29 protein-coding genes are annotated in these 26,878 nt (G+C 67.5%); 13 read left to right on the forward strand and 16 right to left on the reverse strand.

Going from position 1 to position 26,878, the window contains the following annotated elements; genetic code table 11:
• The first annotated feature begins 64 nt into the window (after positions 1-64).
• A complete protein-coding gene (locus Q0Q48_RS17495; RefSeq protein WP_295140133.1) occupies positions 65-1,039 on the forward strand; it encodes a nitronate monooxygenase in 975 nt (324 codons plus the stop codon).
• Positions 1,040-1,166: 127 nt separating this feature from the next.
• Here Q0Q48_RS17495 and Q0Q48_RS17500 read toward each other — a convergent pair whose 3' ends face one another.
• Positions 1,167-1,559: a hypothetical protein gene (locus tag Q0Q48_RS17500; protein ID WP_295140136.1), complete on the reverse strand. Its 393-nt coding sequence runs from the start codon at positions 1,557-1,559 to the stop codon at positions 1,167-1,169.
• Positions 1,560-1,590: 31 nt separating this feature from the next.
• Positions 1,591-2,340, reverse strand: a complete 750-nt coding sequence (locus Q0Q48_RS17505; RefSeq protein WP_295140139.1) for a VOC family protein — start codon at positions 2,338-2,340, stop codon at positions 1,591-1,593.
• A gap of 43 nt (positions 2,341-2,383) precedes the next feature.
• On the opposite strand from Q0Q48_RS17505, the gene Q0Q48_RS17510 reads away from it, so the two are divergent.
• A complete protein-coding gene (locus Q0Q48_RS17510; RefSeq protein WP_295140142.1) occupies positions 2,384-3,322 on the forward strand; it encodes a branched-chain amino acid ABC transporter permease in 939 nt (312 codons plus the stop codon).
• Here Q0Q48_RS17510 and Q0Q48_RS17515 read toward each other — a convergent pair.
• Positions 3,309-4,100, reverse strand: coding sequence for an enoyl-CoA hydratase (locus tag Q0Q48_RS17515; RefSeq protein ID WP_295140146.1), 792 nt, complete (start codon positions 4,098-4,100; stop codon positions 3,309-3,311). The two genes, Q0Q48_RS17510 and Q0Q48_RS17515, sit on opposite strands and share 14 nt — an antisense overlap.
• 116 nt (positions 4,101-4,216) lie before the next feature.
• Between Q0Q48_RS17515 and Q0Q48_RS17520 the strand changes: the two genes are divergently transcribed.
• Positions 4,217-5,074, forward strand: a complete 858-nt coding sequence (locus Q0Q48_RS17520) for an enoyl-CoA hydratase-related protein (RefSeq protein ID WP_295140149.1) — start codon at positions 4,217-4,219, stop codon at positions 5,072-5,074.
• Here the strand turns inward: Q0Q48_RS17520 and Q0Q48_RS17525 are convergent.
• Positions 5,050-5,757 carry an SDR family oxidoreductase gene (locus Q0Q48_RS17525; protein ID WP_295140152.1) on the reverse strand — a complete coding sequence of 236 codons (708 nt, stop codon included), beginning with the start codon at positions 5,755-5,757 and terminating at the stop codon, positions 5,050-5,052. The two genes, Q0Q48_RS17520 and Q0Q48_RS17525, sit on opposite strands and share 25 nt — an antisense overlap.
• Before the next feature lie 81 nt (positions 5,758-5,838).
• Positions 5,839-6,420, reverse strand: coding sequence for a TetR/AcrR family transcriptional regulator (locus tag Q0Q48_RS17530; RefSeq protein ID WP_295140155.1), 582 nt, complete (start codon positions 6,418-6,420; stop codon positions 5,839-5,841).
• 116 nt (positions 6,421-6,536) lie between these two features.
• On the opposite strand from Q0Q48_RS17530, the gene Q0Q48_RS17535 reads away from it, so the two are divergent.
• Complete coding sequence (locus Q0Q48_RS17535) at positions 6,537-7,556, forward strand: NADPH:quinone oxidoreductase family protein (RefSeq protein WP_295140158.1); 1,020 nt, start codon at positions 6,537-6,539, stop codon at positions 7,554-7,556.
• On the opposite strand, the gene Q0Q48_RS17540 is transcribed toward Q0Q48_RS17535, so the two are convergent.
• Together Q0Q48_RS17540 and Q0Q48_RS17545 are read right to left on the reverse strand one after the other, a co-directional pair.
• Positions 7,553-8,401: a hypothetical protein gene (locus Q0Q48_RS17540; RefSeq protein ID WP_295140161.1), complete on the reverse strand. Its 849-nt coding sequence runs from the start codon at positions 8,399-8,401 to the stop codon at positions 7,553-7,555. The two genes, Q0Q48_RS17535 and Q0Q48_RS17540, sit on opposite strands and share 4 nt — an antisense overlap.
• Before the next feature lie 130 nt (positions 8,402-8,531).
• Positions 8,532-9,362 carry an enoyl-CoA hydratase-related protein gene (locus tag Q0Q48_RS17545; protein WP_295140164.1) on the reverse strand — a complete coding sequence of 277 codons (831 nt, stop codon included), beginning with the start codon at positions 9,360-9,362 and terminating at the stop codon, positions 8,532-8,534.
• A gap of 54 nt (positions 9,363-9,416) precedes the next feature.
• On the opposite strand from Q0Q48_RS17545, the gene Q0Q48_RS17550 reads away from it, so the two are divergent.
• Complete coding sequence (locus Q0Q48_RS17550) at positions 9,417-10,460, forward strand: GntG family PLP-dependent aldolase (protein WP_295140167.1); 1,044 nt, start codon at positions 9,417-9,419, stop codon at positions 10,458-10,460.
• A 112-nt stretch (positions 10,461-10,572) separates the two neighbouring features.
• On the opposite strand, the gene Q0Q48_RS17555 is transcribed toward Q0Q48_RS17550, so the two are convergent.
• Positions 10,573-12,666, reverse strand: a complete 2,094-nt coding sequence (locus Q0Q48_RS17555; RefSeq protein WP_295140170.1) for a hypothetical protein — start codon at positions 12,664-12,666, stop codon at positions 10,573-10,575.
• A gap of 127 nt (positions 12,667-12,793) precedes the next feature.
• On the opposite strand from Q0Q48_RS17555, the gene Q0Q48_RS17560 reads away from it, so the two are divergent.
• Positions 12,794-15,079: a xanthine dehydrogenase family protein molybdopterin-binding subunit gene (locus tag Q0Q48_RS17560; protein ID WP_295140172.1), complete on the forward strand. Its 2,286-nt coding sequence runs from the start codon at positions 12,794-12,796 to the stop codon at positions 15,077-15,079.
• Here Q0Q48_RS17560 and Q0Q48_RS17565 read toward each other — a convergent pair whose 3' ends face one another.
• Genes Q0Q48_RS17565 through Q0Q48_RS17575 form a run of 3 tightly spaced genes read right to left on the reverse strand, consistent with a single transcriptional unit; the run spans position 15,080 to position 16,744 of the window.
• On the reverse strand, positions 15,080-15,871 hold the full coding sequence (locus Q0Q48_RS17565) for a sulfite exporter TauE/SafE family protein (RefSeq protein WP_295140175.1): 792 nt from the start codon (positions 15,869-15,871) through the stop codon (positions 15,080-15,082).
• Positions 15,871-16,398, reverse strand: coding sequence for a rhodanese family protein (locus Q0Q48_RS17570; RefSeq protein WP_295140178.1), 528 nt, complete (start codon positions 16,396-16,398; stop codon positions 15,871-15,873). Before Q0Q48_RS17570 ends, Q0Q48_RS17565 begins: the two co-directional genes overlap by 1 nt.
• Positions 16,399-16,423: 25 nt before the next feature.
• Positions 16,424-16,744, reverse strand: a complete 321-nt coding sequence (locus tag Q0Q48_RS17575; RefSeq protein WP_295140180.1) for a metalloregulator ArsR/SmtB family transcription factor — start codon at positions 16,742-16,744, stop codon at positions 16,424-16,426.
• Between the two features lie 60 nt (positions 16,745-16,804).
• Here Q0Q48_RS17575 and Q0Q48_RS17580 point away from each other — a divergent pair, with 60 nt between their 5' ends.
• From Q0Q48_RS17580 to Q0Q48_RS17590, 3 genes are read left to right on the forward strand one after another with little or no spacing between them, the layout of a single operon-like run.
• Entirely contained in the window at positions 16,805-17,677 is an 873-nt protein-coding gene (locus tag Q0Q48_RS17580; protein WP_295140182.1) for an MBL fold metallo-hydrolase, read from the forward strand.
• A 56-nt stretch (positions 17,678-17,733) separates the two neighbouring features.
• A complete protein-coding gene (locus Q0Q48_RS17585; protein ID WP_295140183.1) occupies positions 17,734-18,702 on the forward strand; it encodes a tripartite tricarboxylate transporter substrate binding protein in 969 nt (322 codons plus the stop codon).
• Between the two features lie 59 nt (positions 18,703-18,761).
• Positions 18,762-19,346, forward strand: coding sequence for an NAD(P)H-dependent oxidoreductase (locus Q0Q48_RS17590; protein WP_295140185.1), 585 nt, complete (start codon positions 18,762-18,764; stop codon positions 19,344-19,346).
• Position 19,347: 1 nt separating this feature from the next.
• On the opposite strand, the gene Q0Q48_RS17595 is transcribed toward Q0Q48_RS17590, so the two are convergent.
• From Q0Q48_RS17595 to Q0Q48_RS17605, 3 genes are read right to left on the reverse strand one after another with little or no spacing between them, the layout of a single operon-like run.
• Entirely contained in the window at positions 19,348-19,677 is a 330-nt protein-coding gene (locus tag Q0Q48_RS17595; RefSeq protein WP_295140187.1) for a chaperone modulator CbpM, read from the reverse strand.
• Entirely contained in the window at positions 19,674-20,606 is a 933-nt protein-coding gene (locus Q0Q48_RS17600) for a J domain-containing protein (RefSeq protein ID WP_295140189.1), read from the reverse strand. The genes Q0Q48_RS17595 and Q0Q48_RS17600 overlap by 4 nt, the downstream gene beginning before the upstream one ends.
• 54 nt (positions 20,607-20,660) lie before the next feature.
• Positions 20,661-21,869, reverse strand: a complete 1,209-nt coding sequence (locus tag Q0Q48_RS17605; protein WP_295140192.1) for an acyl-CoA dehydrogenase family protein — start codon at positions 21,867-21,869, stop codon at positions 20,661-20,663.
• A gap of 129 nt (positions 21,870-21,998) precedes the next feature.
• Here Q0Q48_RS17605 and Q0Q48_RS17610 point away from each other — a divergent pair, with 129 nt between their 5' ends.
• Positions 21,999-22,910 (forward strand): DUF1194 domain-containing protein, encoded by a 912-nt coding sequence (locus tag Q0Q48_RS17610; RefSeq protein WP_295140194.1) that lies wholly within the window; start codon positions 21,999-22,001, stop codon positions 22,908-22,910.
• A 52-nt stretch (positions 22,911-22,962) separates the two neighbouring features.
• Here Q0Q48_RS17610 and Q0Q48_RS17615 read toward each other — a convergent pair whose 3' ends face one another.
• Positions 22,963-23,859, reverse strand: a complete 897-nt coding sequence (locus Q0Q48_RS17615) for a LysR family transcriptional regulator (protein WP_295140196.1) — start codon at positions 23,857-23,859, stop codon at positions 22,963-22,965.
• Between the two features lie 98 nt (positions 23,860-23,957).
• Between Q0Q48_RS17615 and Q0Q48_RS17620 the strand changes: the two genes are divergently transcribed.
• From Q0Q48_RS17620 to Q0Q48_RS17630, 3 genes are all read left to right on the forward strand, one after another.
• On the forward strand, positions 23,958-24,353 hold the full coding sequence (locus tag Q0Q48_RS17620; RefSeq protein WP_295140198.1) for a GFA family protein: 396 nt from the start codon (positions 23,958-23,960) through the stop codon (positions 24,351-24,353).
• Complete coding sequence (locus tag Q0Q48_RS17625; protein ID WP_295140200.1) at positions 24,350-25,270, forward strand: pyridoxamine 5'-phosphate oxidase family protein; 921 nt, start codon at positions 24,350-24,352, stop codon at positions 25,268-25,270. Before Q0Q48_RS17620 ends, Q0Q48_RS17625 begins: the two co-directional genes overlap by 4 nt.
• A gap of 61 nt (positions 25,271-25,331) precedes the next feature.
• A complete protein-coding gene (locus tag Q0Q48_RS17630) occupies positions 25,332-26,468 on the forward strand; it encodes a glycosyltransferase (protein WP_295140203.1) in 1,137 nt (378 codons plus the stop codon).
• On the opposite strand, the gene Q0Q48_RS17635 is transcribed toward Q0Q48_RS17630, so the two are convergent.
• A complete protein-coding gene (locus tag Q0Q48_RS17635; protein WP_295140206.1) occupies positions 26,414-26,851 on the reverse strand; it encodes a type II 3-dehydroquinate dehydratase in 438 nt (145 codons plus the stop codon). The two genes, Q0Q48_RS17630 and Q0Q48_RS17635, sit on opposite strands and share 55 nt — an antisense overlap.
• Between the last annotated feature and the right edge of the window lie 27 nt (positions 26,852-26,878).

Genomic DNA, 26,878 nt, shown 5'->3' on the forward strand with positions numbered 1-26,878 from the left:
GGGCTGGCCCCCGGCGTTCCGGTTCGCTAATGCTTGGGGAACTTACCCAGGGGGAAAAGTCCATATGATCAAGACGCGCTTCACCGAGATGTTCGGCATCAAGCACCCGATCGTGCAGGGTGGCATGCAGTGGGTCGGCCGCGCCGAACTCGCCTCGGCCGTCTCCAACGCCGGCGCGCTGGGCATCCTCACCGGCCTCACGCAGCCGACGCCCGAGGATCTGCGCAAGGAGATCAAGCGCTGCCGCGAGATGACGGACCAGCCGTTCGGCGTGAACCTCACCATCCTGCCGACGCTCGTGCCGCGCCCCTATGGCGAGTACATCGACGCCATCATCGATTCCGGCGTGAAGATCGTCGAGACGGCGGGCAACAATCCCAAGCCCTTCCTGCCCAAGCTCAAGGAAGCCGGCGTGAAGGTCATCCACAAATGCACCGCGGTCCGCCACGGTCTCTCGGCCGAGAAGGCCGGCGTCGATGCGATCTCGATGGACGGTTTCGAGTGCGCGGGCCATCCGGGCGAAGACGACGTGCCGAACCTGGTGCTGCTGCCGGCCGCCGCCAACGTCATCAAGATCCCGATGATCGCCTCGGGCGGCTTCGCCGATGCGCGCGGCCTGGTGGCCGCGCTGGCGCTGGGCTGCGAGGGCGTCAACATGGGCACGCGGTTCATGGCCACCAAGGAAGCGCCGATCCACCAGAACGTGAAGGAGAAGATCGTCTCCTCCGACGAGCGCAGCACCGCGCTGATCCTGCGCACCATGCGCAACACCAGCCGCGTCTACGGCAACAGCATCGCCAAGAAGACGATCGAGATGGAAGGCGAGGGCAAGACCATCCAGGAGATCGGCCCGATCGTCGCCGGCGCCAAGGGCAAGGTCGTCTACGAAACCGGCGACATGGAACACGGCATCTGGTCGGCGGGCACCTGCATGGGCCTGATCAACGACATCCCGTCCTGCAAGGAGCTGGTGGAGCGCATCGTCCGCGAAGCCGAGGAGATGATCCGCGGCCGCCTCGCCAAGGCACTCGCGGCCTAGGGTCGGCACCGCAATCAAGGGAGCGCGCCACTCCAGTGGCGCTCTTTCCTTGCTGGCTCAAGGCAAGCCTGAGCGCCACAGGAGTGGCGCGCTCCAATGTGACGACCTTGGTGGTTCCTGTATTGCCCTAGCGCGGGCGGGCACGATGACGCTTCCATCCGCGCCACGCCACGCCGCCGATCGGCGGCAGGAGACAGAGACCCGCGGCAGCGATCGCCATCGCTGCCGCGATGCAGTTCCAGCCCCGGCGCAGGCCCACGACGCAGTCCCAGTCGAGGGCCATGACCACCAGCGAGATCAGCAGGATCGGATTGGCGAGCAGCGCCACCAGATAGAGCCGCCAGGCCGGCGCCTCGACCCCGGGCGTCCACTGGCAGACGAACGAACTCACGACCGCGCCCGCCAGCAGGGCCAGCGCGAAATAGAGCGACGCCCGCATGTCGATGAAGGCGCCCGCCCCGGCGCCGACGAGAACGGCGGCGACGAGGTGGCCCATGACGAAGGGGGTGATGCGCAGCATGAGCCCATTGCCTGTTTTCAAACGCCGGAAGCTACACGAGGTTGATGCGGCAGCCGCAGACCTCGACCTGACCGACCCCATGCCGGCGGCCGCGCTTCTCGGCGGCGGCCAGCACGCGCTCGCGATCGACGACATTCACGTCGTAGGCCGAGACGCCCGGGCCACGCCCGTCGACGATCGGCACGAAGCGGATCTGCGAGCCGTCGAGCCGGATGATGTTGTCGACGGCGGGCCGGTTCAGGATCCGCGACCAGGCGGCCGCGGCGCCGTCGGGATCGTCGTGCTGGATCTCGACGCCAGCCAGGCCATTGGTCACGTCGGAGCGCGCATGCTTCGTCCAATCCTTCTCGGCCGGCGGCCACCACAGAGCGGGATCGACGCCCGGCGGCGCGAAGGTCGTGTCGAGCGACAGCAGCACGCCGTTCGTGTCCGAGGGATGGAAGTGGGTGTATTGGTACTCGGGCAGGTCCTTCTCGGCGACGGCCCGGACGCCGAGCGCCGTGACCCTCTGGCGTTCCGCCACCGCATCGGGCACCTGCAGGATCACCATGTAGCCGCCGTCGCCGTGGCGACGGTCGATGTAGCGGCCGGCCGACGTGCCCTCCTTGAACGGAGAGACGATCTCGAGGAAGTCGTTGCCGGTCGGGCAGACGACGTTGGCCAGCCCCCATTTGGCGACGCCGGGATCGCGATAGGCGACCTCGATGCCGAGAATGTCGCACAGCTCCTCGGCGGAGCTTTCCAGGTCTTTACAGACGAAGACGCATTGCCTCAGTCTCATCGCTTCGCTCCCGTTCCTTGATCGTATGGTCTATCGTAACGCCATGCGGACCGTATGGACCATGGGCTTCGTGGCGGCGGCCGCCCTCTCGTTCTGCTTCCCGGATTTCGTCGTCTTTCGCTTCACGCAGGCGGCGATCTGGTCGATCGCACTGACGGGCCTCGTGATCCTGTGCGGCGTGAGCGGCCAGTTCTCGCTCGCCCAGGCCGCCCTGTTCGGCCTCGGCGGCTACGGCGCGGCGCTGCTGGCGACCCACACGCCGCTTTCCGCCTATGCCGGCCTCGCCCTGGCGCCGCTGCTGGGCTTCGCTGCAGGCTATGGCATCGGCCGGGTGGCGGGTTCGCATACGCTCTGGACGCAGGCGCTCGTCACCTACGCCGTCGTCATCGCCTTTCCGCAACTGTTGCGCTGGCGGCCGATCGAACATTGGACCGGCGGTGTCCAGGGGCTCTATCTCGACTTCCCGACGCCGCCGACTCACCTGCTGAGCAACGATCGCTGGGCTTTCCTGCTGGCGCTATCGCTGCTGGCCGCCGGCATCTGGCTGGCGCGCAACCTGATCGACAGTCGGTCCGGCCGCGCGCTGAAGGCCGCACGCGACCAGGATTTCGCCGCGGCCGCGCAGGGCATTCGCGTGCCGCAGGCGCGTGCAGCAGCGTCGGGTATCGCCGGCGCCTATCTCGCCGTCGCCGGCTGCCTCTCGGCCTGGCAGTTCGGGTTCGTGGGACCGGGCAGCTACAATTTCGCGCTGTCGGTCCAGATGCTGTTCGGCCTGGTGATCGGCGGCATGCATTCGCTGGCCGGTGCGATCCTGGGCGGCCTGTTCCTGCAATTCTTCCCCGACGTGACGGCGGGGCTGGGCAGGGGCTTCTCTGCCCTGCTCTACGGCGTGCTGCTGATCGCCGCGATGGTCGCCATGCCGAACGGCGTGGCGGGCGCGCTGCCCCGCCTCGCCGCCTGGCTGAAGCTCAGAGGCCCTTGAAGTTCGGAGCGCGCTTCTCGACGAAGGCGCGGGCCGCTTCCTTGTGGTCCTCGGTCTCGCCGGTGCGGATCATGCGCGCGGCCTCGCTGTCGAGCGCCTCGGACAGCGTGCCCTCTTCCGCGATCTTCATGTTCTTCTTCACGTGCCACCAGGCGACGCGCGGGCCGGCGGCCAACTTCTTGGCGAAGGCCATCGTCTCGGCGTCGAGGTTGGCGTCGTCGACCACCCGGTTGGCGAGGCCGAGCTTCTCGATCTGCTCGGCGTTCAGGATCTCGGCGGTGAAGTAGAGCTCACGCGCCTTGGCCGTGCCCACCAGCTTGTGCAGGAAGAAGTGCGAGCCGAAGTCGCCCGAGAAGCCCACCTTTGCGAAGGCGGTCGTCATGCGCGCGCTCTTGCCGGCGAAGCGCATGTCGGCGGCGAGGGCCAGCGACAGGCCGGCGCCGGCGGCGACGCCGTTCACCATGGCGATGGTGGGCTTGCCCATTTCGTGCAGCAGCTCGGAGACCTTCATGCGCTCGCGGATGTCATGGACCTTGTCTTCGTAGGTCTTGTCCTGGTCGCGGCCCGCCGCCATCGACTTCACGTCGCCGCCGGCGCAGAACGCCTTGTCGCCGGCGCCGCGCACCACGACGCAGCCGATCGCGCGGCTGCCCGCCGCTTCCTCGAGCGAATCGGAAAGCGCCTGCATCATGTCGCGGCTCAGCGCGTTCATGGCGTCGGGACGATTCAGGACGATCTTCATGACGCCGTCTTCGACGGTCTTGATCAGGTGGGACATCGGCTTCCTCCGGGATTGCGGTTGGCGGGTGTTGCGGCGAATGTTTCCCAAACCAATGAGTCGCGCAACGACATTCCGTCTTGCTGGGCGGAACATGCCGGGAGGGCATTCGGACCATGAAGTACGAGACTTTGCTGACGGACCTGGCCGGTGGCGTGATGACCGTCACGCTCAACCGGCCCGACAAGCTCAACGCCTTCTCGACCACGATGAGCCGCGAGCTGATCGACTTCTTCCAGCGCGTCAACACGATGGACGAGGTGCGCGCCATCGTGGTCACCGGGGCCGGCCGCGCCTTCTGCGCCGGCGCCGACATTTCCGGCGGAACGGCTGCCTTCCAGGTCTGGAACGACGGCAACAAGCCCGAGAAGCGCGAGGCCAGCGATTCGATCACGCTGGCGATTTTCAACTGCCTGAAGCCGATCGTGGCGGCGATCAACGGCGCCGCCGTCGGCGTCGGCATCACCATGTGTCTGCCCATGGACATCCGCATGATATCGAGCACGGCCCGCATCGGCTTCGTCTTCAACAAGCGCGGCATGGCGATGGAGGCCGGAAGCTGCTGGTTCCTGCCCCGCCTGGTCGGCATGCAGCAGGCGCAGGAATGGGTCATGACCGCCGAGCTGTTCGGCGCGGACGAAGCGCTGAAGGGCGGGCTCGTCCGGTCCGTCCACGCGCCCAACGAACTGCTGCCGGCGGCGCAGGCGCTGGCCGCCAGGTTCGCCGCCTCGACTTCGTCCGCTGTCGCGGCGGCGGTCAACCGGCGGCTGATGTGGAGCATGTGGGGCGCGCAAGATCCGCTCGACGCCGTGACGCTCGACCTGCAATGCGTCGGCCATCTCGCGGCCGGCGCCGTTGCGCAGGAGGGCATCAAGTCGTTCTTCGAGAAGCGGTCTCCCGTCTTCCCCCTGAGGCCCTCCAGGGACATGCCGCCCTTCGGCCCCTGGGCTCAGCCCGCCGGCGGCAGCAGGTAGACGCCGGGTTCGGCCGAGAGGTTCTGCTTGATGCGGCGGCTGACCTCGTCGGCGAGGATCTCCGACTGGCCAGCCTCCAGGGCCTCGAGCACCTGCCGCGCCACATCCTCCGGCTTCGACTTCGGCGCCGCGATGCCCCTCACCATATCGGTATCCATGTAGCCTACATGTAGGGCGAGGACCTGCGTGCCCTGGCCGCGCAGCTCGTTGCGAAGCCCGTTGCTGAACGCCCAGGCCGCCGCCTTCGAGGCGGAATAGGTCGAGGAGGACGGGAACGCGACCCAGCTCAGCGCCGACAGCACGTTCACGATCGCGCCGCCGCCATTGCGGGCCAGGATGGGCGCGAAGGCACGGCTGACGTTCACCGGCCCGAAGAAGTTGGTTTCGAGTTCCGCCCGCACCGCCTCGACGCCCTTCTCGCCGAGAAAGCCCGATCCGCGGATGATGCCGGCATTGTTGATCACGAGCGTGACGTCGCCCAGTTCGGCCGCGGTCGCCGCGACCTGTTCGGCATTGGTCACGTCGAGGCGCACCGGCACCACGCCCGCCTGCTTCACGGAGGCCGGGTCGCGGGCAGCCGCATAGACCTTGCGGGCACCGCCGGCGAGCAGCGCCTGGGTGAAGGCAAGGCCGAGGCCGCGATTGGCGCCGGTCACGAGGGCAACTGAGTTCTGGATTTTCACGACACGTCTCCGATTGGTCAAGATGACCGGTCGTCTCAAAATGGGTGTGCCGGATCGACTCTTCGAGCGAGTTTTCCTGCGTCAGGTCAGAATTTTGTTGAAGGCGACCTTCATGAAGGCGTCGAGAGGCGCCGCGCTCCGGTCGACCCGGGAGCGAAGGACGGCGCCTTCCCAGGCGTTGAGCAGGAAGGCCGCCAGCGTCGCGGCCGGCACGTCGCGAGCGACATCGCCTGCCGCCTGTGCCTCGGCCAGCACGCGCGCGATGTCCTTCGTCCAATCGGCCAGCGCACCGGCCAGCGCCTGCCGGATATCGGGGCTCTGGCTCGCGAGCTCGGCGCTGAAATTGCCCAGCAGGCAGCCCCGGCTGAAACCGCTGGCCGGCCCCAACTGGTTGAGCGACCGGAAGTAGGCCTTCAGCCGGGCGAGCGGCGCGCCCGACCCGTCGACGAGCGCCCGCCGGCGTTCCGCACCCATGACGGCATAGCGCTCGACCACCTCGACACCGAGCGCGTCCTTGCTCGCGAAGTGATTGTAGAAGGAACCCTTGGGGACCTTGGCGGCATCGGTGATGTCCTGGACGCCGGTCGCGTTGAAGCCGTTCTTGTGCAGGGTCTCGAAGGCGGCCGTGAGCAGCCGTTCGCGGACGTTGGTCTTCTGGGCCATGGGATTCGATATGACCGGTCGGCGTGGCATTTCAAGAGGCTGGGCGGGGCGCCTCTTTTGCGAATGACGACTGCAGATCGTATGGTCCCGCCGGTCGAATGGAGCCGAGGAGAGACATGCGCGCGATGATCTGCCGCCAGTGGGGCGGCCCCGAAGACCTGCGACTGGAGGAGGTCGCGTCGTCGCCGCTCAAGGCCGGCCAGGTGCGCATCCGCATCCGCGCGGCCGGTGTCAGCTTCGCCACGACCCTGGTCATCGCGGGCAAGTACCAGCGTCGCCCGCCCTTCCCCTTCGCGCCCGGCACCGAAGCGTCCGGCATCGTCACCGAAGTCGATCCGGCCTGCACGCGCGTCAGGGTCGGCGACGAGGTCGTGGCCGTGCTCGACTGGGGCGGGCTGGCCGAGGAGGTCGTGGCCCACGAGGTCAATGTCTTCCCCAAGCCGCGCAACGTTGGGTTTGTCGAGGCGATCCAGCTCGCCATCTCCTATCCGACCTCGGCCGGCGCGCTCACCTGGCCCGAAGCGCTCGACGTGCAGGCCGGACACACGCTGCTGGTCCATGCCGCGGCCGGTGGCGTGGGCATGGCGGCCGTCGAGATCGGCAAGATCCTCGGCGCGACCGTGATCGCCACCGCGGGCGGCGCGCGCAAGACCGCGTTCGCCAAGGCGCACGGCGCCGATCACGTGATCGACTACAACGCGACGGATTTCCGCGAGGAAGTGCTGAAGCTCACCGGCGGCCGCGGCGTCGACCGGGTCTACGATCCGGTCGGCGGCGACGTGTTCACCCAGTCGCTGCGCTGCATGGCGGTGGGCGGGCGCATCTGTCCCATCGGCTTCGCCAGCGGCACCATTCCCCAGATCCCGGCCAACATCCTGCTGGTGAAGACCCTGGCCGTCATGGGCTTCAACTACGGCTACTATGTCGGCTGGAGTCCGCACGATGCGCGCTTCGAGGAAGCGAAGCGCACCTTCGCCCTGATGGAGCGCATCCGTGGCTGGTGCGAACAGGGGCTGTGCCGCCCGCACGTGGACCGGACCTTCGCCCTTCCCGAGGCCCCGCAGGCGATGCGCGCGCTGCTCGAGCGCAGCGTCACCGGCCGCGTGGCCATCGTGATGGACGGTCCGGCTGGCTAGATCAGGCCCGGCGCCTTGGTTCCGGTGCCGCTCGGCAGGTCGCTGAAGTCCATGCAATAGCCCTTCAGGGGCCGCGGTACCCTACTGACGAACAGGTCGTAGGGAATGGCCTCCGCCAGCACCGCAGCCGCGGTGTTGATCTGCCCGCGCAGGAGGGCGGCGTTGTTGGCGCCCATCTGCACGAAATCGTAGGGCTGGCCGCAATAGGTCCAGGTCGCCTTGTGCAGCATCTGCTTGCGGTCGGGCGACTGAACCTGGGCCGTGACCTGGGCGATCAGCGCGATCTTCGGGTTGACGTGCGCCTGATGGAAGATCGCGAGCCTGTATTCGAGAGCGATGATGTGCGACGGCGCGCTGCCCGCCGACACGTTGGTCACGCTTTGCTGGGCCGCCGTCGAGGCGCCCGACGTCATGCTGGAGACCACGATGTCGCCGGCGATCGTGGAGGCCGCCAGACGCGCCCGCAGATCCTCCGCGAAGTCGGTGTCCTGCATGGCGAGCCGCAGGTCGGCGCGCGTCGCGTCGACCACATCCTCCGACTGCGCCTCGGCGGCACCCTTCGCGCCACCGACGGCGGCGCCCACCGGCGCCAGGAGCAGGCCAAGCAGGTTGCCGCTGCTCGTCATCGTGGCGACGCCCTGAGCGGCGCCGCGCTGACCGCCTTCGGTGCTGCCCCGGGCGCCGATCTGCGAGGTGTCGGAGTTCTTGATCCCCGAGACGTCACCGGAAATCGACGTGATGGTCCGTCGCGTGCTGTCCGGTATCGGGGTTACAGGGGGCTGGGCACAGGCCGAAACGAAAACGCAGACAAGACTCGCAACCGCGAAAACACGCGCAACCACCATCGATAGTCTCTCCCCCCATTATTCAACCAATGGAGACCATCGACCTGCTTGCTGTCAATCACTGAAAAGTAGCAGAGATGTCCACGCCGTCGCCCGGCACGGGCATGCTTCGCCAGTGCCGTGGAATCGGCTACCTGCCCTTGAATTGCGGCTCTCGCTTTTCCAGGAAGGCCTTGATGCCCTCCTTCATGTCCTCCGTCTGCATCAGCGGCAGGAGCTGCAGGAAGACGTGATGGACGTGCTCGTTGAACGGCTCGTTCCAGGCCATGCGCATCATGCGCTTGGCTGCCTGGATGGCGAGCGGCGCGTTCGCGGCGATCTCGAGCGCGAGTTCGCGGGCGGCGCCCATGACGTCGGCATCCGCCACGACCTTGTTCACCAGGCCGATCTCAAGCGACTGGGCCGCGTTCAGCGTCCGGCCGGTGAAGATCAGTTCGGCGGCCTTCGCCCAGCCCAGCATGCGCGGCAGGTACCAGGTGCCGCCCGACTCCGGCAGAACGCCGCGCTTGGCATAGGAGGCCGCGAGCTTGGCCGATTGCGCCATCACCCTGATGTCGGCGCCGAGCGCGAGGTCGAGGCCATACCCCGCCGCAGAGCCGTTGAGGGCGCAGATCACCGGCTTGTCCATCGCGTGCAGGACGGGCGGCGGCGTGTTGCGCAGGTCGATATTGGTCGGCGTCGCGCCCGAGCCGACGCTCAGATTGTCGGTGCCCTTGTTCTGCGCCTCAAGGTTAAGGCCGGCGCAGAAGGCGCGGCCCGTACCGGTCAGGATCACCACGCGCACGGCGCGATCCTCGTTCGCCTTCACCAGCGCATCGGTGAGCTGCTTCAGCATGGGACCGGAGATCGTGTTCATGCGCTGCGGCGCGTTGAGCGTCACCGTCGCGATCGCGCCATCGACGGCGTAGAGCAACTCCTCCGGCATTGCCGAAGCTGTGGGTCCGGCCGCAAACTGGCTCATGTTTCCTCCTCCTGGCGATTGCCGGTATGGTGGCGCAGGAGATCAGGACACGCCATGCAAAACCGTTTCATCGACCTTTACAGCGACACCAAGACCAAGCCCTCCCCCGGCATGCGGAAGGCGATGGCCGATGCCGAGGTCGGCGACGAGCAGAAGATGGAAGATCCCACCGTCAACCGCCTGCGCGACAAGGTGTGCGAGCTTCTCGGTAAGGAAGATGCGGTGTTCCTGCCGAGCGGCACCATGGGCAACCAGATCGCCATCCGGGTGCATTGCCGGCTGGGCGACGAGGTGATCGCGGACCGTACGGCCCACATCATCAATGCCGAATCGGGCGGCACCGCTGCCAATGCCGGCGTGATGATCCGCATGCTCGACGGTCCCTACGGCGTGTTCACTGGCGAGCAGGTCAAGGAAGCCATCCGCGATCCGAACAGCCGCAACGCGCCACGCTCGCGCCTCGTGTCGATCGAGAACACCTCGAACGGCGGCTGCGGCACCGTGTGGCCGCTCGCCACCATGCAGGGCGTGACCAAGGTCGCGCGCGAGGCCGGCCTCAGCCTGCACATGGACGGCGCCCGGCTCTGCAATGCGGTCGTGAAGTCAGGCACGAAGGCCAGCGACTATGCCGCCTGCGTCGACTCGCTGTGGCTCGACTACACCAAGGGCCTGGGCGCGCCGGTTGGCGCCAGCCTCGCTGGCTCCAAGGAATTCATCCACGAGGCCTGGCGCCAGAAGCAGATGCTGGGCGGCTCGATGCGCCAGTCCGGCATCATCGCCGCCGCCGCTCTCTACGCCCTCGAACACAATTGGGACCGCCTCGCCGAGGACCACGACAATGCCCGTCACCTCTCCGAGGGCATCGCCAACATCAAGGGGCTGAAGATCGACGCGCCGCGGATGGAAACCAACCTGGTCTTCTTCGAGGTGACGAAGCCCGGCTGGACGCCGGCCCGGCTGGTCGAGGCCTGCAAGGAGCGCGGCGTCGGCATGGGCACCGCCGCCGGCAACCGCATCCGCGCCGTCACCCATCTCGACGTCAACCGCGCCGACATCGACAGCGCCCTCAAGGTGATCAGCGACGCGCTGGCGGCGTAGAGTGAAATGAGTCTCTCATCGGAGCGCGCCACTCCAGTGGCGCTCATGCATCTTCGAGCAGGAAGACAAGAGCGCAACTGGAGTTGCGCGCTCCCATGAGTATCATCACAAGTTACCGCGCGGCGTGGCCGCGGCGGACCCACTCCTGGACCAGGAAACGGATGTCGAAGATCGGCTTGCTGTCATAGCCTTTGCCGACCCAGCAGAACTGGCGCTGGTCGAGGCTGCGACCCTCGACCAGGCGAAGGCCGGCCTCGAGGTCGCCGCGCCGGGCCAGGGCGACGGCCTGCAGGCCCTGCAACGTGTCGCGCAGGCAGGCGGCGTCCTTGGCGGGCAGTTGCGCCAATTCGCGCGGAAGCTGGCGGCTGGCCGCTTCGATCTCGTCCGCGGCGCCGTCCCAGGCCAGCGCATCCGCCACCTCGACCAGACGGCGGCTGGCTTCCGGGACGTCGGCGCCCGTGCGCAGGCCTACGAGCGTCTCGACATCGGTCCGGTCACCCAGCTCGCGTAGCAGCATGACGCCCACGAAGATGTCGGAGACTCCGAAGGCGCCGGCGCTGCCGGCCACGAATTCGCGCAGCACCACCTTCGCCCGGTCGTTCCGCCCCTGCAGCAGCAGGAGCCGCAGCGCCGGAAGGTCCTTGCCCGGAAAAGCGTACAGGTAGGCATCGAGCGCGGCCGCGGCACGCTCGGTCAGGCCTGCATTCTGCTGTGCCTCGATGACGTGGAGGACGGGACCGGCGTCGAGATCGACCGCGGCCGGTTCCGCTTCCATGAGGGCCCGGGCATCGACCGCATTGCCTTCGAGCACGAGGCCGATCAACTGGAGTTGTGCGCGCAGCCTGGGATTGATCCGGTCCAGGGTCTCCCGGTCCGCCTCGGTGAGCCCGGCCAATCGCCGCGCCAGTGGTGAGCGCGGATAGATCGCCAGGAAGGAGGTGGCCCAGTCCACGCCCAGCGCCTTGGCTGCCGCGTCGTCGATCGGAGCACCCGCCGCTACGCGCGCGAGAATCAGCGACTGGCGGGCGCCGTACCAGGCGAGTGCCGGTGCATTGTTGCGACGCGCGAGATCGGTCTGGGCATCGGCCGCCAGGATCGCGGCATTGGTGAGATCGATGCCGTTCTCGCGCGCGCTCCTGTCGAAGACGGCAATCAGCTGTTCGATCAGGCCAACGGAAACAGGCCCCGCGGTCGCCCCGGCCACCGAGTCCGCCAGCGCGACGAGATAGGGCTGCCCGAGCGGCGTGCCACCGGGTTGCGCGGTCAGCTTGAAGGCCGACTGCCAGTAGATGCTGCGCGCCTGCCAGCGCCGCGCGAAGCCGCGATCCAGCGTCCAGTCGCAGTCGCCATAGTCGACCGACACGCGGCGGTCCGGTGACAGTTGCCGCGGTTCGACGGCCTCGACGACCTTGCGCACGAGGCGCTCGACTTCGGCACTGTCGCCGCGGCGGCTGGCCATGACGGCGAGGCGCGCCAGGATCTCCGGCCCCGCCGGGGCGCGGCGCGTGGTCTGCGTCATGCTGCCGGCCGCGCGCTGCTCGGCCTCCGCCGAGGCGCCGAGATCGGCCAGCCGCAGCCCCATCGCGGCGTCGAGCTCGGGCGCCGTCAGGCGCGTCGCCACCTGCCGCGCCAGCGACCGGTGGCCGCGCTGGCACAGCCAGTCCACCGCCACACTGCGATTGACGATTCCCGCCACCTCGCCGACGCCGGGCTGCATCGACTGGAAGAACCAGCTCATGGCTTCGGCGTCGTTTGCGCGCGCGAGCTGCCAGAAATATTGCTGGTTCACCCCCTCGCCCGACGACAGGCCGGAATATTGCCGGTCGAGCAGGAAGATACGCTGCAGGTCTTCACGCTTCTCGGCCAGGGTCCTGGCGGCGGCCAGGCCGACCTCGATGAGTTCGCGATCGCTCGACACGGGTTTCTGCGCCAGCGCCTCGTCGATCACCCTCAGCCGGTCGGCAGCCTCGTACGGGCGATGGGTCGACGGCAGGGACAGCAGCGCCAGATAGGCTTCGATCTGCATCCGCCGCTTCAGGTCCGCATTGGTCTCGGCCTGCGCCCTGGCGAGATGCGCCTCGACCAGTTCGGTCGCGCGCGGGAGCGTCGTGCGCTCGACAGGGGATTGCGCCTGGCCGAGGGAAGCGAAGCAGTGCACTCCCACGGCCGCAGCCAAGGCAGACTTGATCCAAACCCGAATTTTCATCGTCGCTGCTGGTCGCCGGAACCGGTGTATGATGTCTGGTAACGAACGACTGAGTGCATTTGGTGGCAAAGATTACAGCAGACTGGCCCTCTCGGCGCCCCACTCCTTCCCGGATCGACGGGCCCCGATGAACGCCCCCCTCCAGCTCGGTCGTTCGATCACGCGGCGTGAAGACCAGCGCTTCCTGACCGGCCGCGGCCGCTATGCCGACAATACCGCGCCGGCCGATGCACTCTCCGTGCTGTTCGTGCGCTCGCCGCATGCGCATGCACGGATCGTGAGCATCGACATGGAAGCCGCCCTCGCCTCGCCCGGCGTCGCCGCAATCTATACGGCGCAGGATCTCGTGGCCGACAAGGTCGGTCACCTCCCGGCGATCAGCGAGATCAAGGACGAGGCCGGGAATCGCCATCGCGAGCCGGAGCATTTGCCGATGCCGGCCGGCAAGGTGCGCCATGTCGGCGACATCGTGGCGATGATCGTGGCCGGCACGGTTGACCAGGCGCGTGATGCCGCCGAGTTGCTGCAGGTCGACTACGAGGAGCTACCCACCGTGGTGACGGCGGCGCAGGCGCTGGCACCCGATGCGCCCTTGGTGCACGATGACGTGCCCGGCAACCTGATGTGCCGCTGGGGCAAGGGCGACCGCGCGGCGACCGACGCCGCCTTCGCGCGTGCCGCGCATGTGACGACGCTCTCGATCCGCTCGCCGCGCCAGATCGTGCACTACATGGAGACCCGTGCAGCCTGGTCGACCTACGAGGCCGGCGATGATCTCGTCACCGTCACCTTCTCCTCGCAGGGCGTGCAGATCCCGCACCGGCTGATGTGCGAGCGCGTGCTCCACGTGCCGAAAGACAAACTGCGTCTCGTCACCGAGGATGTCGGTGGCGGATTCGGGCCGAAATATCCGATCTACGCCGAATCGACGCTGATCGCCTGGGCCACGCGCAAGCTCGGCCGCGGCCTGCGCTGGACCTGCGAGCGCGGCGAGCTCGCGCTGGCCGACAGCCACGCCCGCGACCTCGTCGCGACCGCGGATCTCGCGCTCGACGCCGAGGGCGGCTTCCTCGGCCTGCGCGTGAAGGCGGAAGCCAATTACGGCGCCTATGTCTCGATGTTCGCCCCGACCATCCCGACCACGGGTCTAGCCAAGGTGATCTCGGGCCTCTACCGCATTCCCGCGCTCCGCATCGACTTCGACTGCGTCTTCACCAACACCGTGCCGGTCGATGCCATTCGCGGCGCCGGCAAGCCCGAGGCGCTGTTCCTGCTCGAGCGCCTGGTCGACCTCGCCGCGCACGAAACCGGCCGCACGCCGGTCGAGCTGCGGCGGCTCAACCTGCTGCGCGCCGACGAGATGCCGTACGCGGCGGCGAGCGGCTACACTTACGATGCCGCCGATTGCATACGGCTGTTCGAGACAGCGCTCTCGGCCGCCGACGAAGCGGGCTTCGACAAGAGGCGCGCGTCGAGCGAGGCCGTGGGCAAGCTCCGTGGTCTCGGTCTGTCCTGCCACCTGCACGGCACCGGCGGCATCGCCGACGAGCATGTCGTGGTGAATGCCGAGGCCGGCAGGCTGGTCGCGCGGGTCGGCACGCAGAGCCAGGGACAGGGCCACGAAACGGTGTTCGCGCAGATCCTGGCGGCCGCACTCGGCGTTCCGGTCGAGCGCATCGAGATCCGGCAGGGAGACACGCGCAGCATCCCGCGCGGCGGCGGCACCGGCGGCTCCTCCTCCACGATCATCAGCGGCACGACGCTGAAGCGCGCGGCCGACGTGCTGGTGGAGCGCGGCCGCGATCTCGCCGCCGAACGGCTGGAGACCTCGCCCGCCGACATCGCCTATCGCGACGGCGCCTTCGAGGTGGTGGGTACCGACCGCCGGGTCGGCCTGTTCGATCTGGCGGCCTGGAAGCCGTTCGACGGCGATGCGGTGTTCGCCGACAAGGTCGAGTCCTTCCCGACCGGGGTCATGGTCTGCGAGGTCGAGGTCGATCCTGAGACCGGCGAGACGCGGATCGACCGTCTCCTCGCCGTTGCCGATTGCGGCCCCGTCGTGAACCCGCGTCTGCTCGCCGGCCAGATGCATGGCGGCATCGTCCACGGCATCGGCAATGCGCTGATGGAAGAGGCTCTCTACGACGAGGAAAGCGGGCAGCTGCTGACCGGAACCCTGATGGACTATGCCCTGCCGCGCGCCGACGACGTGCCCTCGTTCGGGATCGAGACGATCGCGACGCCCTCGCCCAACAACATGCTGGGTTTCAAGGGTGTCGGCGAACTGCCGACCAACGGCGCGCCGGCGGCGCTGGCCAACGCCGTCCTCGACGCGCTGCGGCCGCTCGGCGTCCGTCACATCGACATGCCGTTGACTGCCGCCAAGGTCTGGGCGGCGCTGCAGACGGGCTGATCAGGCCTGCAGCAGGTCGAACAGGCCGCGGCCGCCGACATAGAGGCCGGCCACGATCACGAAGAGCGCGAACAACTTCGTCAGAGCGCCCTTGCGCTGCGCCAGCACGGCATTGCCCTTCGTGCCGGCCAGCGCACCGGCGACGCCGCCCGCGATCAGAAGGGCGGCCACCTGCCAGTCCACCAACCCGGACCAGGCGTAGCTGCCGGCCGACGTGATACCGAAAGCGGTCACCGCGACGAGCGACGCACTGGCCGCCTCCTCCAGCTTCATGTCGGCGGCGAGGATCAGGCCCGGCACGATCAGGAACCCGCCGCCGATGCCGAAGAAGCCCGACAGGAGACCGACGCCCGCGCCCAGCACAATGAGACGCGGCAGGAGCTGCCTTGCGTTCTCGCGAGTCAGCCAGGCCGACTGGCTGCCGCCCTTGTCCTTGGGACGCAGCATCAGCAGGCCGACGACGATCATCAGGACGCCGAACAGCGCGACGAGCTTCTGCCCGTCCATCGCCTTGCCGAGCGCGGCACCGGCGAAGGCGCCGCCGACGCCCGCGAGGCTGAACACGATGGCGCAGGGCCAGCGGATCGGCGCCTTGCGCGCATGCATCGCCAGTCCAGCCGCGGCATTGACGGCGACGGCGAAGGCAGCGGTGCCGATCGCGACATGGGCCGATGGCATACCGACGGCGTAGAGGAGCAGCGGCACGGCAAGGATCGAGCCACCGCCCCCGATGAGTCCGAGGACGAGGCCGACCACACCGCCCGAGGCGAGCGCGGCGACCGGGGCGAACATCAGGCCAGCGCCTTCCGCACGGCCCGGTTCCACGGCATCAGGGCCAGCAGCTTGGCCATGCCGCACCAGCCGGTGCTGCCGGCGAAGACCAGCCCGGCGCCGACGAACGCCGAGATGGCGAAGAACGGAGGCGCGACCCAGAGGCCGAGGACGACCCCCAGCACGACCAAGCTGCCCGCCACGATCTGGACCTGACGCATGATCTCGATGGGCTGCTTCCTGTCGGTCGCCACGGGCAGCCCCGCACGCTTCCAGGCTTCGAGCCCGCCCTCCAGCAGATAGGCCTCACATCCCGCCGCCTCGCCCAGGGGCGCGGCGTTGGCGCCGGTGCGGGCACCGGAGCGGCAATGGAAGATGACGGCCTTGGCGCCGGGCGCTTGCACGCTCTGCAGCGTCGAAAGGGGCGCGTGCTGCGCGCCGGGGATGTGCTCGCGCGCCCTTTCGTCGGCCTCGCGCACGTCGACCAGGACGGCGCCTTCGGCGATTAGTTGCCACGCCCTGGCGACATCGATGACGGGAAGAGACATGATGAAATCCTTTCGAGGCGGCTCTTCAGTCCGCGCAATAGAGTCGGTGAAGCGTCGAGAGCAGCGTCTCGATCCGGGCGTCCCCGATCCGGTACCAGATGGTCTGGGCCTCTCGCCGGAAGGCGACGATCCCCTCCTCGCGCATGCGGGCGAGATGCTGGGACAGCGCCGACTGCGACAGGCCCACTTCGGCCGCGAGCGTGCCGACGGTCGCTTCCCCCACCTCCACCAGCTTGCAGAGAATGAGAAGGCGACGGTCATTTGCGAGCGCCGAGAGGGTGTCCGCGACTTCGCCGGCTTTCGCCCGGAGAGTCTCCAGATCGATGGTTTGCTTTGCTGTCTTCATTTCAGTGTTGCTAATTTAGACATTCCTAATATATCCGTCAATCAGGTAACGGAGAAAACCATGGTACATGCCCCCGCCATCGACGCCTTTTTCGACGAGGCGACTTACACGGTGACCTATCTGGTGACCGACCCCGAAACCCACCGCGCCGCGATCGTCGACCCGGTGCTCGACTACGACCCCAAGTCCGGGAAAGCCTCGACCAGATCAGCCGACCGCGTCCTCGCCAAGGCCAAGGAACGGCAGGCCTCGGTCGACTGGATCCTGGAGACACATGCCCATGCCGATCATCTGACGGCGGCGCCGCTGTTGAAGGCGCGGACGGGCGCGGAGGTCGCCATCGGCGAGCACATCCGCGAAGTGCAGAGGATCTTCAAGAAGGTCTTCAACGCGGCGGACGTGAGCGAGGACGGACGTGAGTTCGACCGGCTGGTCAAGGACGGCGAAGTCCTTGCGCTCGGCAACCTCAGCATCGAGGTGATGCACCTGCCCGGCCACACGCCGGCCGACGTCGCCTACCGGATCGCCGATGCCGTGTTCGTCGGCGACACGATCTTCATGCCCGACTACGGCACGGCCCGCACCGACTTCCCGGGGGGAGACGCCCCGACGCTCTACCGCTCGATCCGGCGCTTGCTCTCTCTGCCGCCGGAGACACGCCTGTTCATGTGCCACGACTACAAGGCGCCCGGCCGCGATCGCTATGCGTGGGAGACGACCGTCGCCGAGGAGCGGGCCCGCAACATCCATGTTCATGACGGCGTGGCCGAGGCCGAGTTCGTCGCGATGCGCATGAAGCGCGACGCCACGCTGGCGGCGCCCGTACTGTTGCTGCCATCGGTGCAGGTGAACATCCGGGCCGGTCGTCTGCCGCCACCGGATGACAACGGCCAGAGCTACCTCAAGATCCCCGTGAAACTCGTCGAAGCGTGACGATTGGCAGAGCGTTTCCCTCCCGCTAGGCTTCGCGCCCAAGGGAGAAGAAACGCATGTCCAAGAAATACGTCTTCGCGCTCGCGGGCGCGCTGATCCTGCTTGCCTCGTCGGCCTTTGCCCAGGCGGCATGGCCGAACAAGCCCATCAAGCTGGTCGCACCCTATCCGCCGGGCGGCCAGACAGATGTCGTATCGCGGTACTTCGCCGAGAAGCTGTCGGGCGTGCTGGGCCAGCAGGTGATCGTCGACAACAAGCCGGGCGCGAACGGCATGGTCGGCATGGAGATCGTCAAGAACCTGCCGGGCGACGGCTACACGTTCGTCTACGTGAACTCGTCGATGATGTGCATCAACCCGTACGTCTACAAGAAGATCCCCTATGACGGGTTCAAGGACTTCATGCCGGTGACGCAGCACGGGCTGGCACCCCTCGCGATGGTCGTGCCGCCCTCGCTGGGCGTCAAGTCGGTGAAGGAATTCGTCGCCTGGGCCAACGAGCGCAAGGGCAAGGTGAACTTCGCCTCGTTCGGCAACGGCTCGTCCTCGCACATCTGGGGCGAGATGCTGAACCAGGCCGAGAAGCTCGACATGACACACGTGCCCTACAAGGGCGCCGGGCCGGCCGTGCAGGACGTCATCGCCGGCCACATCCCGATGACCATCCAGGACCTCGCCGCCACCGGCGGCGCGATCAACGGCGGCAAGCTGACGCCGCTCGCGGTCACCTCCGCCCAGCGCTGGCCGCGCCTGCCCAACGTGCCAACCTTCGAGGAGGCCGGCTACAAGATCAACCTGACGGGCTGGAACGGCGTCATGGCCCCGGCCGGCACGCCCAAGGAGATCGTCGAGCGGCTGAGCGCCGAAATCCGCAAGCTGGTGCAGACGCCGGAAGGCAAGGAGAAGCTGCTCGACATGGGCCTGATCGCCACCGGCACGACGCCGGCGGAGATGACCGAGATCATGAAGACCGGTTGCGCCGCCTGGGGCGACGCCGTGAAGCGTGCCGGCGTCGAGCCTGAATGAACGAACGGGCCTGATCCACATCAAGGACCGGGAGGCCTCCCCGTGCGAGCCTTGCACGCATGGGAAAGCGCATCCTGATCCTGAACGGCCATCCCGACGCCACCCGCAAGGGCCTGTGCGGCGCCTTGGCCGACGCCTATGCTGAAGGTGCCGCCCCAGGCGGCCATACGGTCGAAAGACTCGACATCGCGGCGCTGCAGTTCGACCTGTTGCGCTCCCAGAGCGAATTCGAGAACGGCACGGCGCCGCCCGACATCGTGGCGGCGCAGGAGGCGATCCGCCGCGCCGAACACCTGGTGGTCGTCTTCCCGCTGTGGCTGGGTGACATGCCCGCCCTGCTCAAGGGCTTCTTCGAGCAGGCCCTGCGGCCGGGCTTCGCTTTCGCCTATCGTCCCAGCGGCTTTCCGGAGAAGCATCTCGTCGGACGCAGTGCCCGGATCGTCGTCACGATGGGCATGCCGGAAATCCTGTACCGCTGGTACTTCCGCGCGCACGCGGTGAAGAATCTGAAGCGCAACATCCTGGGCTTCGTGGGCTACGGGCCGGTACGCGACACGATCGTGGGTGGCATCGCCACGGCCAAGCCCGCCGCCATGGCCCGCCACTTCGAGACCATGCGCGCCCTCGGCCGGGCCGCGCGCTGAGCTAGCGTCGCGACAGGCGGTCGAGCGCCACCGCAATCGCTTCGCGCGTCGCGGCAGGCTGTTCGGCGATCGCACGGCCAAGCAGGTCGAGCTGGCGACGCAACGTGTGGACCTGGTCCACCAGGTCGACGACCGTCTCCACCGATTCGTCGTCGAAGCCCAGCTCGTCGACCAGTTCGCCCAGCAGCCGCGCGCGCGCCACGTCGATCTGCTCGAAGCGCCACGTGTCGCCGCTGCCGGCCGGCCGCAGCAGGCCACGGGAGACCCATCGCTCTACATGCACTTCCGTCAGCTGACCGTGCTGGCGCAGAAGTTCGTCCAACGTCGTCATGTGAACGACTCCATCTCCTTGCGTGGATCGTAGGCGCGACCGGCTTCCCAGCCCTCGAGAAATTCCTTGAGCTTGGCGTCCGGCACCTCGGGCAGCACGACCTTCAGCTTCACGTACTGGTCGCCGCGCTGGCCCGACTTGCGGTCGAGCAGGCCCCGGCCCTTGAGCCGCAGCGAAGTGCCGGTATTGGAGCCGGCCGGGACGTTCAGCATGACCGCACCTCCCACCGTCGGTACCTTCACCTTGCCGCCAAGCGTCGCTTCGGTGACGGTCACCGGCAGCTCGACATGGATGTCGTTGTCGCGCGGCTGGAAGAAGGCGTGGGGATCGACGTGGATCTCGACATAGGCGTCGCCCGGCGGACGGCCCTGCGATCCCGGCATGCCCTGCCCCTTCAGGCGCAGGGTCTGGCCATCGGTCGTGCCCTCCGGCACGTCGATGTCGAGCGTCTTGCCATCGGGCAGCGTGACCCGCTGCTTGCCGCCGCGCGCCGCCACCAGGAACGGCACGCGCAGACTGTAGGTGACGGGCATCCCGCCCATGTCGAAGCCGTCGCCGGCAAAGCCGGGACCGCCGCCCCGGCGCTGGCCGAACATCTCGGAGAAGATACCGCCCATGTCGACGAACGATTCGTGGCCGCCGGCATGTTCGTACTTGCCGCCGCGGCCGCCTGCCTGGTCGCGATAGAAGCCGCGCGGCGGCATTTCCTGGCCGGTCCCGTCGATCTCGCCCGCGTCGAAACGCCGGCGCTTCTCCGGGTCGGAGAGAATGTCGTTGGCCTGGCCGATCTCCTTGAATTTGGCTTCGGCTGCCTTGTCGCCGGGATTGAGGTCGGGGTGGTGCTTCTTGGCGAGCTTGCGGAACGCCTTCCGGATATCGTCCTCGGAGGCAGTCCTCGGCACGCCCAGAACGGAATAAGGATCTGTCATAGCCCTACAGATGTGACGTGTATTGGGAGCTTACAAGAGCTTTGTGACAGTCGCTCACAGGCCAAGCACCGCTTTGGCGATGATGTTGCGTTGGATCTCGTTGGAGCCCGCATAGATCGTCGAGGCCCGGTTGTTGAGGTAGAGCGGCATGGCGGTGGTGCCCCAGTCGGGCGTCACCGTGGGTTCGTTGTGCCCGAGTTCGCGGGCCTCCAGTTCGAAAGGCGCGGCATACCAAGCCAGCGCCTCGACGCCGAGATGATCGAGTTTCTGCAGGGTCTCGCTGCCCCTGATCTTCATCGAGGAGGAGACGGCACCGGGATTGCGGCCGCGGCTGAGGTCGGACAGGACCTGCATCTCGATCATCTCCAGCGCCTGGATGTCCATCTCGGCCTCTGCCAGCCGCTCGACGAAGCCGCGCTCCGCGATCAGCCGGCCCGACCCGTCGGCCGCCTCCTCTCGGGCAATGCGCTTCACGTCGTCGAGGCGGGCGTAGAGATTGGGCGTGTAGGCATCGCCGCCGCGCTCGAATTCGAGCAGGTACTTGGCGACCGTCCAGCCGGCATTCTCAGGCCCGATGCGGTTGGCGACCGGCGTGCGGACATTGTCGAAGAACACCTGATTGACCTCATGGTCCCCGGCCAGGGTCAGGATAGGGGTGACGCTCAGGCCCGTCGTCGCCATCGAATCGATCAGCACGAAGGAGATGCCATCCTGCGGTTTGCCCTCGGTCGAGGTCCGCACCAGGCAAAACATGTGATCGGCGACATGGGCGCCGGTGGTCCAGATCTTGGTGCCGTTGATGACATAGTCGTCGCCGTCCCGCTCGGCGCGGGTCTTGAGGCTGGCGAGGTCGGAGCCCGAGCCCGGCTCGGAATAGCCCTGGCAGAAGGTGATGTCGCCGGCCACGATGCGCGGCAGGTATTTGGCCTTCTGCTCCGGCGTGCCGAACTTCATGATCACCGGCCCGACCATGCGCAGGCCCATGGAGAAGATGCGGGGCGCGTCGGCGGCGATGCACTCGCGGCTGAAGATGTAGCGCTGGGTCGCGCTCCACCCGGTGCCGCCATGCTCCTTCGGCCAGCTCGGCGCCGACCAGCCCCGGCTGGCCAGGATCTTGTGCCATCGCATCCCGGCCGCAAAATCGGCAAACACGCCGGCGGTCTTGCGCCCGGCTTCTCGAAGATCCTCGGTCAGGTTCTCCTCGAGGAAACGCCGAACCTCGTGGCGGAAGTCCTCGTCTTCCCTGCTGAGCGCCAGATCCATGGTTTCCTCCGATTCGTGTTCCGGAGAGGCTAGCGACCGCCGCCACTCTCCGTCCAGTGCGCGATGACATGGGCTCCCGGCGGGCGGTATGGTTCTTGCCTCTGAAGCGTAACGAACGCGGAGGTCGCCGTGGCCCGACTGGTTGGTCTGATCGCCCTTCTCTTCCTGGCGCTGCCGGCGGCGGCGCAGGAGCGCAAGGAAGTCGATCTTGCGCTGGTGCTGGCGATCGATATTTCCGGCAGCATCGACCCAGACGAAGCCAGGCTGCAGCGCCAGGGCTATGTCGAGGCCTTCAACGACCCCGTGATCATCCGGGCCATCCTGGGCGGCAATCACGGCCGCATCGCCGTTGCCTACTTCGAATGGTCCGACTCGTGGATCCAGAAGCTGCTGATCGACTGGACCCTGCTCGATTCGGAGGCCGCCATCGCGGACTTCCGCCAGCGACTGGCCGACGCCCCGATCTCGATCTCGCGCCGCACCTCGATCAGCGGCGCGATCCGCTACGCCATCCCCATGTACAGCCGCAGCCCCTACGAACCCGAGCGCAAGGTGCTCGACATATCGGGCGATGGATCGAACAACGATGGCGGCTTGGTCACCGAGATCCGCCACGACGCGCTGAAGGAGCGCATCGTCATCAACGGCCTGCCGATCATGAACGGCCGCCCCAACCCGTTCGGCTTTCCGGCCGAGGACGATCTCGACAAATACTACCTGCACTGCGTCACCGGCGGGCCGCGCTCCTTCGTCGAGGTCGCGCGCAGCTTCGAGGATTTCCCCCGCGCCGTGCGCAAGAAGCTCCTGCAGGAAGTGGCCGATATCGGCCCACTGAACGACTTCGACGTCGGTGAACTCGGCACAACGCGCGACGGGCTGCAGCTCGCGCAATTGGGAAGCGGCGGCGCCGGCCGCCGTGCGGTCAAGGCGGACGATGACTACACCCGCTTCGTGCGGCCGGAGTACGAACTGGGCTGCGACGTTGGCGAACGCCGGTCGCGCGATTTCTGGCAGCGCCGCTTCGGCATCACGCCCGACTGAGGCGAAGCGGGACCGGGGCGGGACTCGCAGCGCCTGGTCCGGCGGCGCTGCATCAATCGAGCTTAAGAACGGGAAGCGCTGACAGTTTCCGTGCCGCGAATTCGAGGAACGCATCGATCTTCGGTGCACGATGGGCGCGGCCCTTGGTGAGGAGCTGCACCGGCAGCGGCGGCGGCTCGAAGCTGCGCAACAGGCGCACGAGACGTCCGGCGGCGAGATCCTCGGCGACCTGATAGGAGAGGAACTGGGCGACGCCGCGGCCCTCGCGCGCGAGGCGCAGGCGGGTCTCGATATCGTCGACGCGCAGCCGGCCCGCGAGATGGGTGGGGGCGCCGCGACGGCGGCCGCGGAAGGTCCATTCCATTGCCCCGCGGGACGTGCCCAGCACCGCCTCGTGCCGCGCGAGATCCGCCGGTTCCTTCGGCGTGCCATGCTTCGCGAGATAGGCGGGACTCGCCACCCACCGCCGCCGAACATGCCCCACCGGCCGGGCGACGAGACTTGAATCGCGAAGGGCGCCGATGCGGACCGCCACGTCGATGCCTTCCTCGATGAGGTCGACGTTGCGATCGTTCAGCATGAGTTCGATCTCGACGCCGGCGTGACTGTCGAGGAAACGGGTCGCAAGCGCCGCGACATGGCGCCGGCCGAACTGCACCGGCGCGGCGATGCGCAGCAGCCCGCGCACCGGCGCCTCACGAGCCCCCGCCGCCGCCGCCTCGTATTCCGCAACGACAGCCCGGGCCCGCTCGTAGAGCGCGCGGCCCGCTTCCGTCGGTGCGAGGCGCCGTGTCGTGCGATCGATGAGGCGCACGCCGATACGATCCTCGAGCGCCGCCAAGGCGCGCGTCACCGCCGGGGCCGAGCGGCGCAGACGCTGCGCCGCTCGCACCAGGCTTCCCTCCTCCACGATGCGCACGAAGACATCGAACTCGTCCAGCCGATCCATATTATTCTTCCAGCTTATGCAATTCTAACTTTATCACTCATCCAATTATCGCGGCAATCGACTGGACCTATCTTGGTGGCAACCAGGAGGATGCGGAGATGTTGAACGGAAGCTGCCTCTGCGGCGCCGTCGCCTACGAGGCCGATGCGCCTGTCGAGCGGATCGTGCACTGCCATTGCCACACCTGCCGCAAGACGCACGGAACCGCCTTCGCGTCCGTCACGGCAGTACCCCGCGAAAAGTTCCGCTGGACGCGCGGCGAGGATGTCCTCGGCGCCATCGAATCGTCGCCGGGCAAATTCCGCCGCTTCTGCGGCACGTGCGGCTCGCACGTGATGGCCGAGCGCGTCGCGCAACCGGTCGTTCTGCTGCGGCTGGGCTGTCTCGACACCGAAGTCGGTAACCGGCCCCAGGTCCATATCTGGCGATCGGACGCCGCGCCCTGGTACGATCCCAAGATCCAGTTCCCCGAGAAGCAGGAGGGCCTGCGATGACCGCAGACACGCCGGCCTTCCTGCCGTTCAATGCCGACGAGCAGGCGGCGCAGAGGCTGGCTGGCTACCGGATGGGACGAGCGCCGATCCGCCCCTTGCTACCGGAACAGCATCGCGCCTTCTTCCCCCTGCTGCCCTATCTGTTCGCCGCCACGCCGGATGCACGGGGCTGGCCCATGGCTTCGGTGCTGACAGGCTCCCCGGGGTTCGTCACCTCGCCCGATCCGGCGACGCTGCGCGTCGACGCGCTGCCGCGTGACGATGATCCCGCCGCGCCGGGATTCGCAGCCGGCAGCGAAGTCGGCCTGCTGGGGATCGAGCTCTCGACGCGGCGGCGTAACCGCGCCAATGGCCGCATCTTGACGCGCGACGCGGGGCTCACAATTCACGTTACACAGAGCTTCGGCAACTGCCCGCAATACATCCAGACGCGCAACGTAGTCGGACGCGACAGGAAGGCCGGTCCGGTCGAGACGTTGGCGGGGCTGGACGAATCGGCGCGCGATCTCATCGAATCAGCCGACACGTTCTTCGTTGCCAGCCGGGGCCGGGCAGAGCTGGGCGCCGAGGGAGGGTTCGATATGTCCCATCGCGGGGGCAGGCCGGGCTTCGTCGGCGTGCACGGCGATACGCTCGTCATTCCCGACTTCCGCGGCAATCGCTTCTTCAACACGCTGGGCAACCTGCTGGGTGACCCACGGGCCGGCCTGCTGTTCGTGAACTTCGGCACCGGGGACGCGCTGCAGCTCCAGGGCACGGTGACCATCGACTGGCATCCCGGCGAGGTCGGGCCGGCCGGGACCGAGCGCCTGTGGCGCGTCCGGGTCGAGCGGGCGTGGAGCACCCGTTCCGCTTTCCCCTACCTCACGCTTTTCAGGGAATATGCACCGACAACGCTGCTGACGGGCATCTGGTAGCCACATTCATCCCTACAACTCCAAACCGTCATGGTAGTGTCGTGCTGGGGTTGGGACTGTCGTGGGAAACAGAATCAGCATCGTTATGCCGACGCGCAATCGCGTGTCGCTGCTGCGGCGTGCGCTCGCGGGGGTGCAGGCCCAGACGGTTTGGGACAAGGAAATCGTCGTCGTCGATGACGCCTCGACTGACGGAACGATTGCCATGCTCGCGAACGAATTTCCGCATGTGAAGGTGGTGCACCACAGGTTCTCGCGGGGAGCGAGCGCCGCGCGCAATTCCGGCGTTGCCGCCGCGACCGGGGACTGGATCTTCTTCCACGACGACGACGACCTGATGCACCCGTCACACCTCGCCGATCTGCTTGCCGCGACGCTTGCGGCACCACCGAACTCGCTGGTCGCCGGCCGCTCGCGCGACTTCGCGGTCGTCGGCGACGAAGTGGTTCTCGGCGCCCCGGTGTGGACGGCGGCGGATCGCTCCGACACCGACACGCTGATCCAGTTCCTCGATCCCAATGGTCCGCGCACCATCACCCACACCACGATCCTGTGGCCGCGACACCTGTTCGACAGGGTGAAATGGGACGATACGCTCAGCTTCTACGAGGATTTCGACCTGTGCGGGCGCGCGATCCTCGCCGGCCTGCATATGCGGGGACGGGAGGTCGGCATGTATTACATCCGCGTGCATGCGGGGCCCCGCCTGAGTGCCGCTGGCGACGACACCGCCCAACTCGTATCCTCGGCACGATACTGGCTGAAATGGGCGGCGCTGCTGCACCATCGCCTCGAGCATCGCGCGTACGCGCAGGTGCTGCGCGACGGCCTGATGGATTGCCGGATCAGACTGTCCAACCGTCCCGCCGGCCAGGCCCATATGCCGCAACTCGAAGCGGCGTTCCGCCAGTGGGGTGGCGGCAGGCTCTACGTGACCCCGCGACCGCGCAACCGGCTGAAGCGGGCCATCGGCAATGCCGTCGTGAACTTCGGTGGCTTTCCGGCCCTGCATCGCCTGCTCGGCCTGGTCGACTCGCTCCGGCGCACGGGGAAGTCCTACCTCGACACGCTGCAGGCCCCCGCCACGAGGACCGACAGCCAAGACGCCGCCCACATACGGTACTACGAAGCCCTAAGCGGTTCTCAGACCGATGCCGGACGCACCCGCGCCACCATGGCCTCGAGGGCCAACAGATAGGAGTCGACGCCGAAGCCCGCGATCATCCCCACCGCCGCCTCGGCGGTGATGGAGCCGAAGCCGCGCTTCTCGATGTTGGTCATGTGGATCTCGATCGCCGGCATGGAAATCGATCGCAGGCAATCGCGCAGCGCGTGACCGGCGTGGAGAAAGCCCGCGGGATTGAACAGCAGCCCGTCGACCTTGGCGCGGTCGGCCTTGTAGATCGCCGACACGGCCTCGCCTTCCGTATTCGTATAGAAGATCTCGATCTCCACGCCGATATCCCTGGCCCGACGCCGGATCGCGGCGTCGAGTTCCTTGGCGGTGGTCGTGCCATAGAGTTCCGGCTGCCGACGGCCCAGATACTCCATGTTCGCGCCCTGAATCAGCAGAAGCTTCATCAGGCAATGCTAGGACAATTTTGCCCG

It is taken from the genome of uncultured Reyranella sp., assembly GCF_945957355.1.
GTDB lineage: Bacteria > Pseudomonadota > Alphaproteobacteria > Reyranellales > Reyranellaceae > Reyranella.